This is a genomic window from uncultured Clostridium sp., assembly GCF_947072515.1.
GTDB lineage: Bacteria > Bacillota > Clostridia > Clostridiales > Clostridiaceae > Clostridium.
Window position 1 is genome coordinate 37323 of record NZ_CAMTIG010000010.1, and the last position, 16657, is coordinate 53979.

Below are 16657 nucleotides of genomic sequence, written 5' to 3' on the forward strand. Positions count from 1 at the left end.
ATTGTAAGTCCCAACCTTTTTAAATTTCCCTATTTTCAATTTTTTTCTAAATTAACCCATCTAATGTTGTATCTTTTAAAAGTTTTTTAACTATTCCTTCTCCTGGTATTTGTCTTCCACAATTTAAAGTTTTCATAGAATTAGATAATGCACGAATATCATATTGTGAAGGATGCATTTCTGGTGCCACTTTATTAACTTTTAATAGTTCATAAGTTGCCATCATAGCTGAACGAATAGAATATTCGACTGTAAATACAACATCTCCAGGTATTTCTGAGAATTGTCCTAAAAATGCTAAGTTCTTTGAACCATCTGGTACAACTTTTGGTCTATCACCTAAAACTCTAGGCATAAACTGTGAAGTTATATATGGCATCATAACAGGTATAACTTTATCAGTTTCTAGTATTTCATCTATATCATTTTCAAGACCTAAGTGATATAGTAATTCTTTTAATAACTCTTCACCTGTACAGTCAACCATTTTTTTCTTTATATAATTTCCTTCTACATCTAAGAATAATCCATATGCCCATAATACAATTACGTCATCTGGTTGAGTTCTAAAATGTGGTTGTCTATTACAAGTTATACTCATTAACCAATTAGAATCAACCATAGTTACTACTCCACCAGTAACTGTTTTTCCTGAGTGAGGATCTCTTCCTGTTAATTCACGAATTTTATCTACTAACTTAGAATCTTTACATGTTATAGTAAATGATTCCCATTTTGATTTATCTACATCACCACAGAATACATCTGGATTACCAAAAGCTTTATCTTTTTCAGCTATATTTTTCCATAGACTCCATACTGAACCTAAGTCTCTTCTTAATTTTGGTACTGTTTTATTATCTCCCATATCAGAACATTCAGTCATTGATCCATTTGTTATCATTACTACATCATCTTTATTTACATTTATTAAAGTTTTTTCTCCATTTAAATTTAAATGAATCTTAGTAACAACTTTTTCAGTTTCTGTTATATCAATATCTAAATCTACAACTTCAGTATTATAAGTAAAGTTAACATTTTTATCTTTTAAATAATCTGTTAGTGGTGTTATAAATGTTTCATATTGATTATATTTTGGGAATACTAAACAGCTCATATCGCTGAACCCTGGAAGAGCGTGAATAAAACGATGCATATAACGTTTCATTTCAACAACGCTGTGCCAAGGTTCAAAAGCAAACATTGATGCCCAAAGGAACCAAAATTTAGTTTCAAAAAAAGTTTTATCAAAGAATTGTTCAATTGTTATATTGCCTAAATCCTTTTCTGTAGCTAAAAATAGCTTCATCATTTCTTTTGTATGAATAGATTCTAATCCTACATTGTCAACTGGAATTTTTTCTCCACAGTTATGAATTAATCTACAATTTGATGAATTTGGATCTGCATCATTTAATTCTTTAAATTCATCTAATACTGAGTAACCTGGTTTTTCTAAGGCTGGAATATCTGCAAAAAGATCCCATGTACATTCATAGAACTCTTCCATTTCTCTTCCACCACGACATACATACCCTGTTTCCGCATTTCCTGAACCATCCATAGAGCCACCTTCAATAGAAGATTTTTCTAATATGGTTATATTTTCACCTTTCATATGTCCATCTCTCATTAAATAAAAGGCTGCCGCTAGTGAACCAATTCCACCACCAACTAAATAAGCTTTTTTGTTTTCTATTCCTTCTGGAATATTAGTTTTATTTCTTCTATAATTACCCATTTTCATATCCTCCATTCTTTTTTGAAATTGTTTACTTATCCCTTATTGACATTATATCTCTCTGGTAATATCATTGAAATAATCAATTTAAACATTCTGTGGCAACTTGTCACAAATATAGAATATTGTGCATTTTTATTAAAGGTGGTGTTTATATGCAAAGTGTAGTGATTTCAAATATGACAAAGGAACTTTTCTCTAACGCATTAAAAATTCATATAAAAGTAAAACCAATAAATAAAATAACTATTCAAGAATTATCTACAGAGTGTGGTCTAAGTAGAAGAACATTCTACAGACATTTTCAAGATATCTATGACTTATTAGAATGGAGTTACCAAACTGAAATTAAAAATAAAATAGAACCTTATATGGATTTTGACCATTGGCAAAAAGGTTTATTAGATTTATTTGACTATTTCTACTCTAATAAAGAGACAAGCATTTCAATAATAAAATATTCTAGACGTGAATACTTAGAAAAATTTTTAAATTCTATTCTTATGGACTCTATTAAGCCTGTAATGGAACAAGAATCCCATTATATTAATCTTCCTAATGATAAAAAAAATTTCCTTATAAAATTTTATACTTTAAGTTTTACAACATTACTAATAAATTGGATTGAAGAAGGAATGCAAGACTCTCCTGAGAAAATTATAGATTCTGTATGGAAAATATTAAATGGAAGTATTTTACGAATTAGCTCTGATTCTCTCTAATTCTTTCTTTATAATGTAAAAAGAATTTATATATATTAATTTATTTAAAAATTCTTTTTATTCTTATATCCTTTTCCTCTCAAAGTTTAAATTTTATTTAACATTATGTTAAACGTATACAATTACCTTTGTAATCGTTGTATAATAGATTTATAGAAATACTAGTATTTCATTTAAGTTATTATAATTTTTTTATTTAAGAGGTGGTTTTTATGAACTTATATAAAGATTTTTTAATGTATTCTTCTGATGACCTTATTAATCTAGCAAAAAAATCAGGTACTTTTGAAGAAAAACACTTTTATGAATTATTAGTTAATTTATGTTTCTCTAATGATGTTCAAAATTCGATTACAGACAGAAAAATTGAAACATTAGGTCATATATCTAAAAATATATAAATAAAAGAGGTTGATTTATTTTCAACCTCTTTTATTTATTAATTTTCTTTCCCACTCTGTATCAGACTCGTACTTTCCCCTATTATTTTTTATATAATATTCTAATAACATCTTCTCTTCAATTCTAAGTTTTCTTATAAACTCATCTATTTCATCCTTCCATACGCAATTGTTCAATATTTCTATAAAATCTTCTAAGCTTCTTATTTCATCCCTTACTATAATTAATTTATCATCGACACATTTACAATTATTTATCTCTTCTATTATTTCTCTCAACTTATCATCTTCCATTTTTTCATTATCTATAAAAAATTTTTCTTCTAAAATTTCTTTTTCAAAACTTAAAAACACTTTATCTAAATTATTGTTTCTAACTCCCTCTTGAACCCTAGACACAATATTAAGAGTTACCTTTCTAATATATTCTTTTTCTTCTTCCATTTTTAAATATCTACATATTTTTTCTGTCCCATTAATCATAATTTCTTCAATATTATTATTTTCAAAAATCTTTAATAATCTTCTTCTTTGAAATTCTGTTACTTCTAATATAAATATATCTTCATTTAAAATGGCTAATCCAATTGCATTAGTTAATATTGGTTCAAATATGTTAATCAATAGCCCTACATAATCCTCGCAATAATTTTCTAAAAGTAACTCAACCTTTTCTTTCTGAAATTTATTGCAAAATTTATTTTCAATTAATAAACTTCCAAGATATTTTTTTATATACTCAATTCCCAATAACTCTTCTGATATGGGATTTGCAAGTTGATAATCTATACTACATTCTATTTCTTGTGCCAAAAATTTATAATCATACTTCTTAAATCCTAATGCAATTTCTATTAGAGTATCTTCATATGATTGATTCTCTACACCTAAATCTTCCTGTATCACATTTTGCAATAACTTCTTTCCCTCTTCTATATCCCTTTCAAAGCCTTTCCATGACTTCTTTAATTCCTCTTCTAAATCATCAATAACTAATATTTTTCTAAAATCCTTTATCTCTCTTTTTAATGAAAAACAAATAGATTTAAAAAGTTCTTCTCCTATTTCTACAGGTACAGAACTACTATCACCCATTGTATATCTCTCTATTCTTTTACCAAGAAGTTCCCATAGCCTTATTTTTATAATTTCTAAATCATCATTTTTTATATCTCTTATATTCGTATCATTAAATACTTCTAAATATATATCTCTATCCTCTTCTAACATAAACTATTCCTTTCTATGTCTAAGCCCATATCTAGTATTACGGCAAAGCTCTTCAAGATTTGTTCCTGCTAAATATTCTACTGATCCTTGACACATTCCATTAAAATATTCTTTCATAAACTGAATTAGTTCATCATCTGCAATTTGCTCCATTGCTTCTCCCTTAAAGAAATAGAAAATATCTTGAAGTTCTTCTAAAGTTTCTTCATAATTTTCTTGCATAATATAAGGTGAATCACAAAATGCATCTATTAACTCCTTCAGCACTCCATTACCTATTTCCATTCTTCCAGTACTCTTTAAACTTTCAAACCTTTTATTAATTAAATTTTCAATTTGGTTGTCTGATAAAACTACTCCATATTCCATAGTTAATTTATTGCTTTCTTTTATATTAGATATCATTTTCTGTTTCTGCATATTTTGAATAGTTACCATAATTTTTTCTTCCATATACATCACCTCTAACCTATCTTACACCTTCTTTCAAAACCTTTCCAGACTTGATTTTTTGGCAAATTTATGGTAATATATAAATATAGCAAAAGCAATGTAACCTTAGTAAATATCAAGTGTTACATTGCTTTTGCTATATTATTATTTTTTTCTTAATTCTAGACTTTGTTCATCCAGCTTCAAGGGATAATAAATTATATTCCTAGTATTTTATCTTTTGTGATATAACAATTTTTTTATTTGAATCTATTCCAGCATAAAATATTTCAGATATATCTTTTATTTTATTTTTATTTAAATATTCTTTTAGCCACTCAAAATCTAACCCTTCTGCAACTAAATTTTTTTCTATTAAAATTCCATCTATTATTAAATCTTTCAATAATCCACTACTATTTACTTCTATATTCATATCATAAGGTGTTATAGCTTTCTTTTCTGCTTTTATTAAAAGAGAAATTTGACCATCACCTTCCATTATTGCATATTGAACTTCCTCTAAGTTAAATGTTCCCTTTTCTCTAAGCTTCATCATAAGCTCATCAATACTAACTCTAAGCTTTAATAAATTATTATTTAGTATTATTCCATCTTTAACTAAAATTACAGGTTTTGAACTGATTATACTTCTTGCCTTAATACTTTTTAAACTTATATAGCTAGTAATTATAGTTAAAGCTCCAAATAAAATTAATGCTATTATTTCAGATTGTATAGGTGAATCCTTATCAATAACCGCATTAGCAATCATTGATCCCATAGATACTCCCATAACTAAATCAACAAAATTCATTTTTGAAATAATTTTTCTCCCTATTATTTTACTTAAAAGTAATGCTAACAAAAATCCAATTATACATTTTATAATAGTCAAACTATATATATTTCCCATTTTTATAACTCCTATAATTATATTATCTTTTAGTATAAACAATCGTCTTATTATTATGCTGAATTTAATATCACTTTCTATTTTTCTTTAATTAAAATTAATTCATTTATAATATTTACTATTAAATTAATTTTATTTTAATCTTATTTAAATCTTTAATTTAATTTTTCTTATTTTAACAAATAAAATAAATCCTTTATAATAAAAATATCTTATTATAAAGGAGCATTATCATATGAATAAACTATCTATTTTAATGATAATTTTATCATTAATTTTAATTATAAGTTTTATTAAATACAAAAAGAAAATGGATATTATTACAAAAATAGCTTCTAGTCTTTTATTTTTAGGAATAACTTTATCTATTTTCTTTTCAAAAGGAATCTTCTTTTCTCTTAGTCAAAGTTTCACTTCATTAGGAATAATCCTATATCTTTCAAATTTTTTATTAAAACCTGTAAACTATAAATTTACAAAACTTAATGGCTCAAGAAAATTTTCTCTAATCTTAATGCTTACGTTTTTTATTTTTATAGGTTTCTCAAGCTATCTTCCAACCTTTATTCTACCTTATCTATTAATCGGAGGTCCTATTCTTTTACCTTTCATACTTATCTTTATCTACCTAAAATGTATGAAACATGAATAGAGAGTATTAAATCTACATTTAATACTCTCTATTTCATTTTTCTATTAAATAAATTTTTCACTTTATATTTCCTTTATTCATTATCATTTCTATTTTATAGGTTAAAATAATACTAAAATAAAATTTAAAGGAGAGTTATTATGAGTGACCATAAATTTGATGTAAAAAAACTTGAAAAATTAAATAATCCTAAAAGGTTAGATGCTTTAGACTTAGATCTTTTGATAAAAAATCTAGATTTACCTAAAAATAGTACTTTAGTTGATATTGGTACTGGGACTGGATTTTTTGCCCAAGCTATATTAGATAAATTACCATCTTCAACATGTATTGGATTTGATATTTCACAAGACATGTTAAACTGGACCACAGAAAATATAGTACCTAAATTAAATTCTAGATACAGTGTTAAGTTAATGCCAGAAAATGAAATTCCAGCTAAAGATAATTCTGCTGATCTTGTATTTATGATTGCAGTTTATCATGAACTTCTTAATCCTGAAATCTTATTAAAAGAAGTGAAAAGAATCTTAAAGCCTACAGGAAAACTATTAATATGTGACTGGAAGGAAGGCTCTCATCATCATTTTGTAAAAAAAGATGATATTTTAAAAACTTTAGATCAAACAAACTTTAAAAATATAAAAGAAATCAATGCATCTGAACCTTTTTTATGCTTAATTTCTTCACTATAAAAATAAAGCTAGGAATTTCCTAGCTTTATTCTTTATTTCATAGATTTTTAATTTTATATTTCTTCATTGCTAAATAACCAATATATACTATTCCAAGAATGATTCCACATCCTAGTACCTCTCCAATTCCATAAGCAAATGAATTTAAAATAGTACTCATATTTCATTCCTCCTATCCAATAAAGACTTCATTTTAATATATAAATTATATCATCCTAATTTACAATAAATTGGATTTATATTTAATATTTTCTATTTATTAATATTTATACCTATATAAATTATTTAATATAAGTATAGAAGCTCTTTAGATATTTTCCCATATACAAAAGTGCATTCTCTTTCTACTCTAAATCTATATAAATCTCTTTCTTCACATGTTAAAATTACTTCTTTTTTATTAACATAATCTATTACACTAACATAATATAAATCTTCTCTATTTTTTCTCCCTTGTCTTCCTATACCATTACATACACCTGTTATTTTAGTGTAATTTTTAAATACCCTATCTACACCATTAAACATTTCTTTATCTGCAATTATCATACCTATTATTAATGGAAGCACTGCATCTTTTACTCCAACTATAAGTAGTATTAAAAAAAATAAATTCCAATTACCTGAAAACTTATTTTTGCCTTCTAAATAATTATTAATTCTAAGTTTTTCCCCTTCTCCTAGCGATTCACTTTTCCCATTTAAAATCCAAAATACATTAATATCTCTACTATCTATATTTCTATTATCATTTGTTATTTCTGAAGAAAGCTCACTTACAGAAAATATTGTTACAAAAAATGGTATCATATATAATTCTTCATTTCTATATATTAATCTATCTATTATAAATACTATTAAAAATACTACTCCTATTTTCATCCCCATTTGCATTTTCCATCTCTTTGAAAATTTTCTTTCCCACATTTCTCTCACCTCTCATCCTTATAATACCATTTAATTTAATATTTGTAAACTCTTTATATAGTATTAAATATCTTTTATACCATTTTTATTTAATTGAATATATTATAAATAATAGTCTAATAAAGGTGCTAACTATGAGAAATAAAAAAAAGAATCAAATAATTTTGATTCTTTTTTCATTCCTTTTATTTTAATTTTTTTAAAGGCTCTATTACTGCTATATCCGCTGGAACCCACTTTTGATTTTCTAATTTATCAAAAGTAACCCATTTAACCTTATTATGTGCATTTAATTTTAGCTCTCCTCCTATTACTTCGCATAGGAAGCAATCCATAGAAAGATGGAATGTATCATAATCATATTCTACTTTAGTTACAAAATCTGAAACCTTTATATCTAATTCAAGTTCTTCTTTTATTTCGCGAATAAGAGCTTCTTCTTTTGATTCTCCATCTTCAATCTTTCCACCTGGGAATTCCCACATATCTATAAATTCTCCATATCCTCTACGTGTTATAAATATCTCATCTTCTTTTCTTATAATAGCTGCTACTACGTTTATAGTTTTCATTTTTCTTCCTCCGTTTTATACTTTCTCTACAAATTCTCTATATAAATTTACAGGAACCTTATTCTCTAGTTTTATTAAAACTGTTATAGGTTTTTCTCCTTTATATTCTACAACATTTCCTCTACCTATATAAATATAAGATTGTACTTCTCCATCTATTTTTTTATACTTCCTTATAAATATGTGAAGATTAACGCCTCTTTTCGTATTGAATATGATATCCTTTCCTCTTTCTGAGTCTTGTTTTGTACTATTAGGTGATTCCCATTGAAGAATATCTCTACTTTTAAATTCGTCTTTATAGTTAATACTTTCTTTTATATCCTCTTCCTTATGCAAATCTATAAATAAAAAATATTCTTTTCCATTAGTTATAAGTCCACTCCCTCTAAAAGAACTATGCATCTTTTCATAATTTGATAAAAGGGCTGCCTCCCTCATTCCATATTGAGCATATCTTTTTAAAAATGGAACTCCATAATTTTCACTTCCGTACTCTCTTTCATATCTTACTAATCCATAATTTATAACATCTTCTATATATAATCTATATTCCTTTTTATTTATCAATCTTTCAAAATCTAAAAGTCTTATTAATTTATCCTCTCTAAACTGGAACATTTTTGTATATGCCTTTACTTCCCCTGAATCATAATAATTTTGACTTAAAGTTTTCATAGCATGAATTACTGTTTTATCATCCACTTCATCTAAATATTTTAATACTTCTTTTTTTCCCTCTTCTAAAGTTATATATGATTTTTTTAAAAGAGCTTTTAGTAAAACAAACTCATGTGGTCTTTTTATCCCTAATTTAATAGATATCTCTTTTTAAAATTTTATAAACTTGTCATCCTTAATATATTTCTCTAAAGTCACATCCTTTTCTACTTTAGCTATAAAGCCTAAATAAGTTTTACTTTCTGGATAATTACTAAATTTAAGTGGATCTGGTGCTCCTTCATATTCTATATAATCCATTAAATAGTATGGAATCTTTTCTCCTCTTTCCTTTTTAAATTCCATATATTCTTCCTTTAAATATTTTAAAGAATTAAAATTTTCATTATTTAACTGCTCTAATATTCTCTCTTGTGAAATTCTATCCATTTGAATATTAGTACATCCTTTTATCTTTGCAAAATCTGTTGCTACTGCTACCTTTAAACTATCTTTATCATAATATCTTCTTCCATTTAAAGCTATTGCAATTAAAAATGCTTTATTATGATTTCCTATAAAATCTAATACTGTTAAAAACTCTTTGCTTTTATGTTTTCTAAGACCTCTTCCTAATTGTTGTATAAAAACTATTGGTGAACTTGTTGGTCTTAACATTAATACTTGATTTACAGAAGGGATATCAACTCCTTCATTAAATATATCTACAGTAAAAATAACTTTTAAACTATCTTCATCACTTTCTAATCTTTTTATAGTTTCCTCTCTTTTATCTCCAGAATCTTCACCAGTTAAACAGATACTTTCTATTCCTCGTTTATTAAACTCACTTGTCATATATTTTGCATGATTAATATCTATACAAAATCCTATGCATTTTTGAACTTGTCCATCATATCCATAAAAATTCATCTTTTCTACTATAAATTCAACTCTTCTATTAATCTGCAATCTTTTTGAAACTTCTGCAATATTATCTAACTTAATATTACTTAGATCAATTCCTTCTATATCAGTTATCCCAAAGTAATGAAATGGAATAACTAAATCTTCTTCTAAAGCTTCATGAAGTCTTACTTCTAGAGCAATGTTATTATCAAATATTTCAAATATATTTCCATTGTCACTTCTTTCAGGAGTTGCAGTCATTCCTAATAAAAATTTAGGATTAAAGTATTCTAAAACCTTTGTATAACTTGGACTAGATGCATGGTGAGCTTCATCAATAATAATATATTCAAATTCATCCCTTTTAAATTCATCTAAGCTATTATTCATAGATTGAATAGTTGAGAATAAATAATCTCCATCTATTTCTTTACTTGTCCCAGTTAATAATCCCATATTCAAATTTTTATTTTTAACAAGCTTAGTAAAAGTTTCTTTAGCTTTTCTTAAAATATCTTCTCTATGTACTAAAAAAAGCATCTTTTTAGGCTTATAATTTAAAACATCAAATGCAGACATATATGTTTTTCCAGTTCCTGTTGCTGCAATTACAAGAGCCTTATCTTCTTCCCCTGCTCTCAGTCTTTGAAGATTTAGAGTAGCCTTGCTCTGCATACTATTTGGCTTTATCACATTATAATCTTCAAAAATTAATGCTTCCTTTTCATAAACTTTCTTTATTTCACTTAAGAACTTCTCATATTTACTTAAAAATTCTTCATTAACAACTTCTGTACTCTCCCAAAGCTTTTTATACTCTAGAATCACTTCATTAATAAAAGAATCTTCTCTTTTTGAAATAACAAGAACATTCCATTCAATATTGCTTTTAAGAGCACTTTGAGTAATATTAGATGACCCTATAATAATCTTATACTCTTCTTTATTCTCAAAAATATATGCTTTAGTATGAAATCCAATTTCATTAGCTACAAATACTTTTAAATCTATATTTTTAAACTCATCTAACCTTTTTAAAGCTTTTGGTTCTGTAAAATTTAAATATGTAGAGGTTATAATTTTTCCTTTTACTCCTCTTTCCTCTGCTTCTTTAAATGAATCTAATAAAAGTTGTATTCCACTAAAATTAATAAATGCTACACTAAAGTAAAACTTCTCACATTCTTCTAATGCTATTTTCAACTCATTTAAAAGATTTCCACTTTCAGAATTAGTAATTAATTTATTATTAACTAAATACTTTTCTTCTATCTCTTTATAATTTAACTCTTCATTTATTTCAATTTCTATATTTTCTAAACTTTTAATCTCATTCATCTTTTCTCACATCCAAACTTATTTATATAATTAATAATATTACTAAAATTCATTTTTTTGAATATATTTATCCATTTTTACTAATAATACCTTTAAATATTTAATTTGGAGAATTGAAATTATGACTATTGAAAGTATTATGGAAAAAATAATTCTTATAATGGATGGTATTGCTATTATCATTCTTATTTTTGGTGTTTGCTTAACTACCTTTTATTTTATTAAAGCAAGCTTAAAATCTAATGATTTAAACTCGCTTTCTCAAAACAATAAAAATTTACGTAATCAAATTGCTTCATATATACTTCTATCTTTTGAAATTTTAATAGCTAGCGATATAATTCGCTCTATAATAAAGCCTGATTTACAAGATCTTCTTATATTAGGTACTTTAGTTATAATTAGAACTTTAATATCTTACTTTTTAGATAAAGAAATGAAACAATCTTCTAAAGTATAATATTTCCACTTTGTATATATGTTTTTACATCTATATATCCATTTGATTCTAAAGCTTTCTTTAATTCACTCATTATAACTCTATTTTTCCCACCTACATTTACTCCTCGTAAAAATGCAACTACTTTTTCTTCCATCATATATTTTACTCCTCTAGCTTATCTTCTATCTCTTTTGCTTTAATCATATATAATTATAAAATATTTCAAAATAAAAAGCTGTCTTAAAGAGACAGCTTTTATATCATATTAAATTACATATTTTTCAATACCTACTGCAACTCCATCATTATATACAGTATCAGTAATTTCATTTGCATGTTTTTTCACTTCATCTGAAGCATTTCCCATAGCTATTCCACATCCAACTGTAGAAAGCATTTCTATATCATTTTTCCCATCACCAAAAGCATAGCTATCTTTTATATCTATTCCTAAGTACTCTAATGCTTTTAATATTCCTACTGCCTTTGTGTTTTTCTTTGAATAAAGTTCAAATGCTCTTATATCTACACTACTTACATAAGCATAATCTTTATTATTACTTACAATCGCTAAACATTTTTCTGATGTTTCATCATCTAAACATAACATTTCAACTTTATATGTATTTGCTTCTTCTAATGAATATTCACTCTTAAATAATGTTCTTTCAATTCCTACCTTCTTATAAAAATCATAAAATTCTTTAAATGATTCTTTCATATAACAATATTTTTCGCCTTGCAAAATATATTGAATATTCTCTTTTTCAAGAACCTCTACTAAGCTTTTAATAGTTTTTTTAGGAATATAATCACTATAAATAGTTTTATTATTTATAATAACTTGTGCTCCATTTGCTAAAACAAATCCATCAAATCCAAAATCCATTATAGCTTGACTTAAAAATGCATAAGGTCTCCCAGTTGCAATAAAAACATAATCTCCTTTTGCTTGAATTGCTCGAATTACAACCTTAACTCTCGGTGTAATATCTAATATTCCCTTAAAACAATCGATTAATGTTCCATCAATATCTAAAAATATAGCTTTTTTCAAAATCAATTCCCCCTCTTTATATTCCTCTTCATTTTATATCATTTACTCTTCCTAGTCGATAACATATGTTTTTAATTTATATAATCTTTCTAGTTTTTTTATTAAAAATGTATTATTTTTAATTTTTTTAGACAAACTATAAGTATAAATTTTATAGGAGGTTTTTATTATGGTAACTAATTTTCCTAACAAAGGTGATAATAAAAAAATTTCATTATCTAATAGTAAGTTCAGACAATTTAATTATGAATTTGCCGAATCTTTAAAAACTGACTATCCCGAAATTTGGAAAGCAGGTGGAAATCAATATGGAAATACTGCTTTTAAAAATTGGACAAAAGCCAGAAAAAAAGATTCCTCTAAATCATTAGAAAAATGGATAGTTCGTAGAGAAAGATTTTTAGAACGCCATGCTCATGATAAGAATTTACCAGGTATTGTTGCTACTATAAAATGGGGTGGAATTGTAGAAAAAGGTTCTGCTTACATGAAAAAAGTAATTAATGAAGAAAAGAAAACTTTAAAAGAAAAATAAAAAAATTGTTTTAAAACAACTTTAAAAACTTTTTAGATAAGCCCGTAGAATTTAGTTTTTCTACGGGCTTATTATCTTTATTTAATTATTTTATAAATAGATTTTTCATTTAAAAATATTCGTCTATATTTTAATAAATCAGTTAAAAGTATTTGTATATGCTATGATTTGAAGAGATCCTACATTGTTACTTGTACTTACAAATGTCATAATTCCATTTGCACTTGACGTAGGAATACTCGCATTAATTAACCTTACTGTTCTAGGTTCTGTAACTGTAATCATACCTTGTCCAACAACTTGACCTACCATAATAATTGGAAGTTCACAATGCACTAATGGATTTTGATAATTTGGTATATTGTTATCTACGCTAATAACATCAAATCCAATATATGCAACTTGTGAAATCCCCTCTATATTAACATACCAATTAAAAGTATATAGTCCTGCTTCTAATAATTGTATATCTCCATTTCCCAATAAATTAATAGCTGAAGTACTAGAAAATCCTGTAGAATTCATTACAAAATTATTATTTGATTGAGCAAAATTAATGACTCCTTGATATGGTATTATAAGTGATGGATTGTATATTAAAGAATTATTTATTGCTGAAATCTTTCCTATTGCTCCTGATGGACCCGGAATTCCTTGTACTCCTTGAGGTCCTCTTGGCCCTTGTGGTCCAACTCCTCCTCTTGGTCCTGCAATTCCTTGTGGTCCTCTATCTCCTCTTTGACCTTGATATCCTTGTGGCCCTATTGGCCCAATTTCACCTTGAATTCCTTGTGGACCCGTTAAGCCTATTTCACCTGTTATTCCTTGTATTCCCTGTGGACCCGTTGCACCTATTGGTCCTTCTGGTCCTGGAATGCTCTCATTTAATTTACTTATAGTAATACCTGCTTGTGCTGTTGTATAAAGTGCTAAAACAACAGCCGATTGTAATCCTTGAGAATATCCTGTTATATTAATTAATTGAATCTTAAATGGTATTTCACTTTCTACTAATGATAGTATTGAACTTCCTGTTATTTCTCCTGTTTTTAAAGGATTCACTGCTGCTTGATAATCATGATAACTTCCATCTGGATCTTTTCCCCTTACTGCAAATCCTACTGCATATCCTGTTTCAGCAGTTTGTGTTACTACCCACCAATTAATTAGATAATTTCCTGATTTTAATATAGTTATTTCTCCTGTAATTAAGTCTCTACTAAATGTTTCTTTATCAACTGTATAATCATAATTAAAAATAATTGGATCTTCATAATTTAATGTAGAGGTTTTTGTGGGATCCATTGTATATAAAAGACAATCTAAAACTCCACTCATAATTTATTCCTCCTAATTTTTTATATTACAGTATAATTTATGTATTATATCTTTACTATGTTAATTAAATCTACTTTGTAGATTTCTTATTTCCCCATTTTTATAAATTAATAATATTTATTAATTGATACTTTATTTACATCTTGTTTGTAATTTTTTTTTTGAAGAATGGTACACTAAATATAAATATATTTAATTTTTAAAAGGAGGAATTGGCTTTTGCCAAAAATTTATGAAAAAATCAAACAATAATTTTACAAAAAATATTACAACTCTTGGAATATTACTTGCAATCGGTATAGTCCTTCCATATTTCTTTATGATTTTTGGAACCGGTGCTGGTAAAATGTTCTCTCCAATGGATTTAACAGTTCTTTTAGGAGGATTATTACTTGGTTGGAGATATGGGCTTATTTTAGGTATATTTACACCACTTTTATCATCAATTTTAACAGGAATGCCACCTTTATTTCCCATAGCAACTACAATGATGATTCAACTTGCTATAATAGGACTTATAACTGGTTTATTAAGAAATAAAGTAAATAATTTTATCAATGTTATAATTGCTGAAATTATAGGTAATTTAATTTATGCTTTCGTTTTAACACAGTTTTTAACTCTAGCACATCATCATGCTGCTTTTACAGGAATTTTAATAAGCCTATTTACAATAGGATTACCAGGTATTATAATTCAAATAATAGCAATACCATATATTGCTAAATTGTTAAAAAAAGCAGGTATTTATAATGGATAAAATAAAAGAGTTTTTTAATTCAAAGGCTCAAAATTGGGATAAAGAATCTATTGCAGATGGGAATAAAATAAAAGCAATTTTAAATATTTCTGATTTAACTAAAGATTTAAAAATACTTGATGTTGCTTGTGGAACAGGAGTTTTAGAAGAATTTTTATCCGACTATTCTCCAAAAAAAATAAAAGCAATCGATATTTCCGAAAATATGATTAAAGTCGCAAAAGAAAAATATTCAAATACAGATATAGAATTTCTTTGTGAAGATTTACATAACCTGAAAGATGAGACTTTTGATTATATAATCATTTATAATGCTTTCCCTCATTTTTTAGATCAGAAAAAAACAATAAATCACATATATAAACTTCTAGTTCCAGGTGGTACTTTTGTCATTTGCCATGGAACAGGAAGAAAAAACATAGATGCACATCATAAGAAAGTTGCAAGTGAAATCTCTTTAGGACTTCAACCTGCAATAGATAATGCAATACTTTTAAAAGATAACTTCCATATAAAAACTCTTATTGATAAGGAAGATTTATATGTGATTTATTCGATAAAAAAATCTTTATAAATAAACTTAAATAGAAAATAAGAGCTTAGAAATTTTCCTAAGCTCTTATTTTCTATAATTTATTATATTCTTCACTATCTACTTCCTAGAATTTTATATTCTCTTAATCCTAAAAAAAAGTGATACCTTAAGCATCACTTTTCGTTGTTTTATAAAAGAATTTTTATTTCTTTTATTCTATTCCTTGTATTCTTTTTATAATTATTTTATTTCTATCCTCTTCTACAGTTAAAACATTATTTTTAAAATACTTTATATCCTTATTAAATAAATTTATTACATTTTCTCTTATATATTCTTTTAATGCAACCTTCACTTTTACTTCTCTTACTCTAATATTTATCTTAGTTTCCGTACAAAGTTTTAATGTATCTATTTGAGTTTTCTGTATAAAACCCTCTACATATTCCTCAAATAATATCTTGCTTATTTCTTTATTTAATTTCGTTTTATTTATTTCTTTTACTGTTAAATTTCCTTCTATAGCTAAATCCACTGCAATTTTTTCTATCATATCTCTGTCTTTATCCCATGCATCTAAAAGCTTTATAAGTTCATCCATTCTCTCATACTTTATTTCTTTTAAATATACTTCGTTTATATAGCCCACTATTTCATTTTTAAAATTTTCTATTTTTCTGTAATGTAGTTCATCAAAATTCATCGTAAAATCTCCTTTATAAAATGTTACCACTAATTTTTTGCCTTTTTATTAACATATACAAAAGATTATTATCTAATATTTCTTTTTAC

The 16657-nt window shown here is 25.9% G+C and carries 20 protein-coding genes; 7 read left to right on the forward strand and 13 right to left on the reverse strand.

From position 1 onward, the window contains the following. Positions 1 to 46 precede the first annotated feature (46 nt). Positions 47 to 1744 (reverse strand): oleate hydratase, encoded by a 1698-nt coding sequence (locus Q0W06_RS05745; protein WP_297632609.1) that lies wholly within the window; start codon positions 1742 to 1744, stop codon positions 47 to 49. A gap of 155 nt (positions 1745 to 1899) precedes the next feature. On the opposite strand from Q0W06_RS05745, the gene Q0W06_RS05750 reads away from it, so the two are divergent. Both Q0W06_RS05750 and Q0W06_RS05755 read left to right on the forward strand, forming a co-directional pair. Then, complete coding sequence (locus tag Q0W06_RS05750; RefSeq protein ID WP_297632610.1) at positions 1900 to 2466, forward strand: TetR/AcrR family transcriptional regulator; 567 nt, start codon at positions 1900 to 1902, stop codon at positions 2464 to 2466. A gap of 212 nt (positions 2467 to 2678) precedes the next feature. Beyond that, positions 2679 to 2867 (forward strand): hypothetical protein, encoded by a 189-nt coding sequence (locus Q0W06_RS05755; protein ID WP_297632612.1) that lies wholly within the window; start codon positions 2679 to 2681, stop codon positions 2865 to 2867. Positions 2868 to 2888: 21 nt separating this feature from the next. Here the strand turns inward: Q0W06_RS05755 and Q0W06_RS05760 are convergent, their stop codons facing one another. The 3 genes from Q0W06_RS05760 to Q0W06_RS05770 form a co-directional block, all read right to left on the reverse strand. Further along, positions 2889 to 4097 (reverse strand): DUF6179 domain-containing protein, encoded by a 1209-nt coding sequence (locus Q0W06_RS05760; RefSeq protein WP_297632615.1) that lies wholly within the window; start codon positions 4095 to 4097, stop codon positions 2889 to 2891. A gap of 3 nt (positions 4098 to 4100) precedes the next feature. Next, positions 4101 to 4550, reverse strand: a complete 450-nt coding sequence (locus Q0W06_RS05765; RefSeq protein WP_297632618.1) for a DUF6323 family protein — start codon at positions 4548 to 4550, stop codon at positions 4101 to 4103. A 205-nt stretch (positions 4551 to 4755) separates the two neighbouring features. Then, the gene (locus Q0W06_RS05770) at positions 4756 to 5445 is read right to left on the reverse strand and encodes a DUF421 domain-containing protein (RefSeq protein ID WP_297632621.1); all 690 of its coding nucleotides are present in this window, start codon (positions 5443 to 5445) and stop codon (positions 4756 to 4758) included. Positions 5446 to 6237: 792 nt separating this feature from the next. Here Q0W06_RS05770 and Q0W06_RS05775 point away from each other — a divergent pair. Beyond that, entirely contained in the window at positions 6238 to 6792 is a 555-nt protein-coding gene (locus Q0W06_RS05775) for a class I SAM-dependent methyltransferase (RefSeq protein WP_297632624.1), read from the forward strand. A 37-nt stretch (positions 6793 to 6829) separates the two neighbouring features. Here the strand turns inward: Q0W06_RS05775 and Q0W06_RS05780 are convergent, their stop codons facing one another. The 5 genes from Q0W06_RS05780 to Q0W06_RS05795 form a co-directional block, all read right to left on the reverse strand. Further along, positions 6830 to 6952, reverse strand: coding sequence for a hypothetical protein (locus Q0W06_RS05780; RefSeq protein ID WP_297632627.1), 123 nt, complete (start codon positions 6950 to 6952; stop codon positions 6830 to 6832). 125 nt (positions 6953 to 7077) lie between these two features. Next, positions 7078 to 7719: a hypothetical protein gene (locus Q0W06_RS05785; protein WP_297632630.1), complete on the reverse strand. Its 642-nt coding sequence runs from the start codon at positions 7717 to 7719 to the stop codon at positions 7078 to 7080. Between the two features lie 185 nt (positions 7720 to 7904). Further along, entirely contained in the window at positions 7905 to 8291 is a 387-nt protein-coding gene (locus Q0W06_RS05790) for a (deoxy)nucleoside triphosphate pyrophosphohydrolase (RefSeq protein ID WP_297632633.1), read from the reverse strand. Positions 8292 to 8306: 15 nt separating this feature from the next. After that, a complete protein-coding gene (locus Q0W06_RS19635) occupies positions 8307 to 9116 on the reverse strand; it encodes a DUF3427 domain-containing protein (RefSeq protein ID WP_366516756.1) in 810 nt (269 codons plus the stop codon). A 6-nt stretch (positions 9117 to 9122) separates the two neighbouring features. Continuing rightward, entirely contained in the window at positions 9123 to 11198 is a 2076-nt protein-coding gene (locus Q0W06_RS05795; RefSeq protein ID WP_366516753.1) for a DEAD/DEAH box helicase family protein, read from the reverse strand. Between the two features lie 121 nt (positions 11199 to 11319). Between Q0W06_RS05795 and Q0W06_RS05800 the strand changes: the two genes are divergently transcribed. Then, positions 11320 to 11658, forward strand: coding sequence for a DUF1622 domain-containing protein (locus tag Q0W06_RS05800; protein ID WP_366516754.1), 339 nt, complete (start codon positions 11320 to 11322; stop codon positions 11656 to 11658). On the opposite strand, the gene Q0W06_RS05805 is transcribed toward Q0W06_RS05800, so the two are convergent. After that, positions 11648 to 11797, reverse strand: a complete 150-nt coding sequence (locus Q0W06_RS05805) for a DUF1697 domain-containing protein (protein WP_366516755.1) — start codon at positions 11795 to 11797, stop codon at positions 11648 to 11650. The genes Q0W06_RS05800 and Q0W06_RS05805 overlap by 11 nt on opposite strands. Positions 11798 to 11905: 108 nt before the next feature. After that, positions 11906 to 12697, reverse strand: coding sequence for an HAD family hydrolase (locus tag Q0W06_RS05810; protein ID WP_297632636.1), 792 nt, complete (start codon positions 12695 to 12697; stop codon positions 11906 to 11908). 169 nt (positions 12698 to 12866) lie between these two features. Between Q0W06_RS05810 and Q0W06_RS05815 the strand changes: the two genes are divergently transcribed. Continuing rightward, entirely contained in the window at positions 12867 to 13232 is a 366-nt protein-coding gene (locus tag Q0W06_RS05815; RefSeq protein WP_297632639.1) for a hypothetical protein, read from the forward strand. Between the two features lie 138 nt (positions 13233 to 13370). Here Q0W06_RS05815 and Q0W06_RS05820 read toward each other — a convergent pair whose 3' ends face one another. Continuing rightward, entirely contained in the window at positions 13371 to 14570 is a 1200-nt protein-coding gene (locus Q0W06_RS05820; RefSeq protein ID WP_297632641.1) for a hypothetical protein, read from the reverse strand. A gap of 232 nt (positions 14571 to 14802) precedes the next feature. Here Q0W06_RS05820 and Q0W06_RS05825 point away from each other — a divergent pair, with 232 nt between their 5' ends. Together Q0W06_RS05825 and Q0W06_RS05830 are read left to right on the forward strand one after the other, a co-directional pair. After that, positions 14803 to 15330: an ECF transporter S component gene (locus Q0W06_RS05825; protein ID WP_297632644.1), complete on the forward strand. Its 528-nt coding sequence runs from the start codon at positions 14803 to 14805 to the stop codon at positions 15328 to 15330. Further along, a complete protein-coding gene (locus Q0W06_RS05830; RefSeq protein WP_297632647.1) occupies positions 15323 to 15904 on the forward strand; it encodes a class I SAM-dependent methyltransferase in 582 nt (193 codons plus the stop codon). Before Q0W06_RS05825 ends, Q0W06_RS05830 begins: the two co-directional genes overlap by 8 nt. A 172-nt stretch (positions 15905 to 16076) precedes the next feature. Here the strand turns inward: Q0W06_RS05830 and Q0W06_RS05835 are convergent, their stop codons facing one another. Further along, positions 16077 to 16568 (reverse strand): hypothetical protein, encoded by a 492-nt coding sequence (locus tag Q0W06_RS05835; RefSeq protein WP_297632650.1) that lies wholly within the window; start codon positions 16566 to 16568, stop codon positions 16077 to 16079. Positions 16569 to 16657 lie beyond the last annotated feature (89 nt).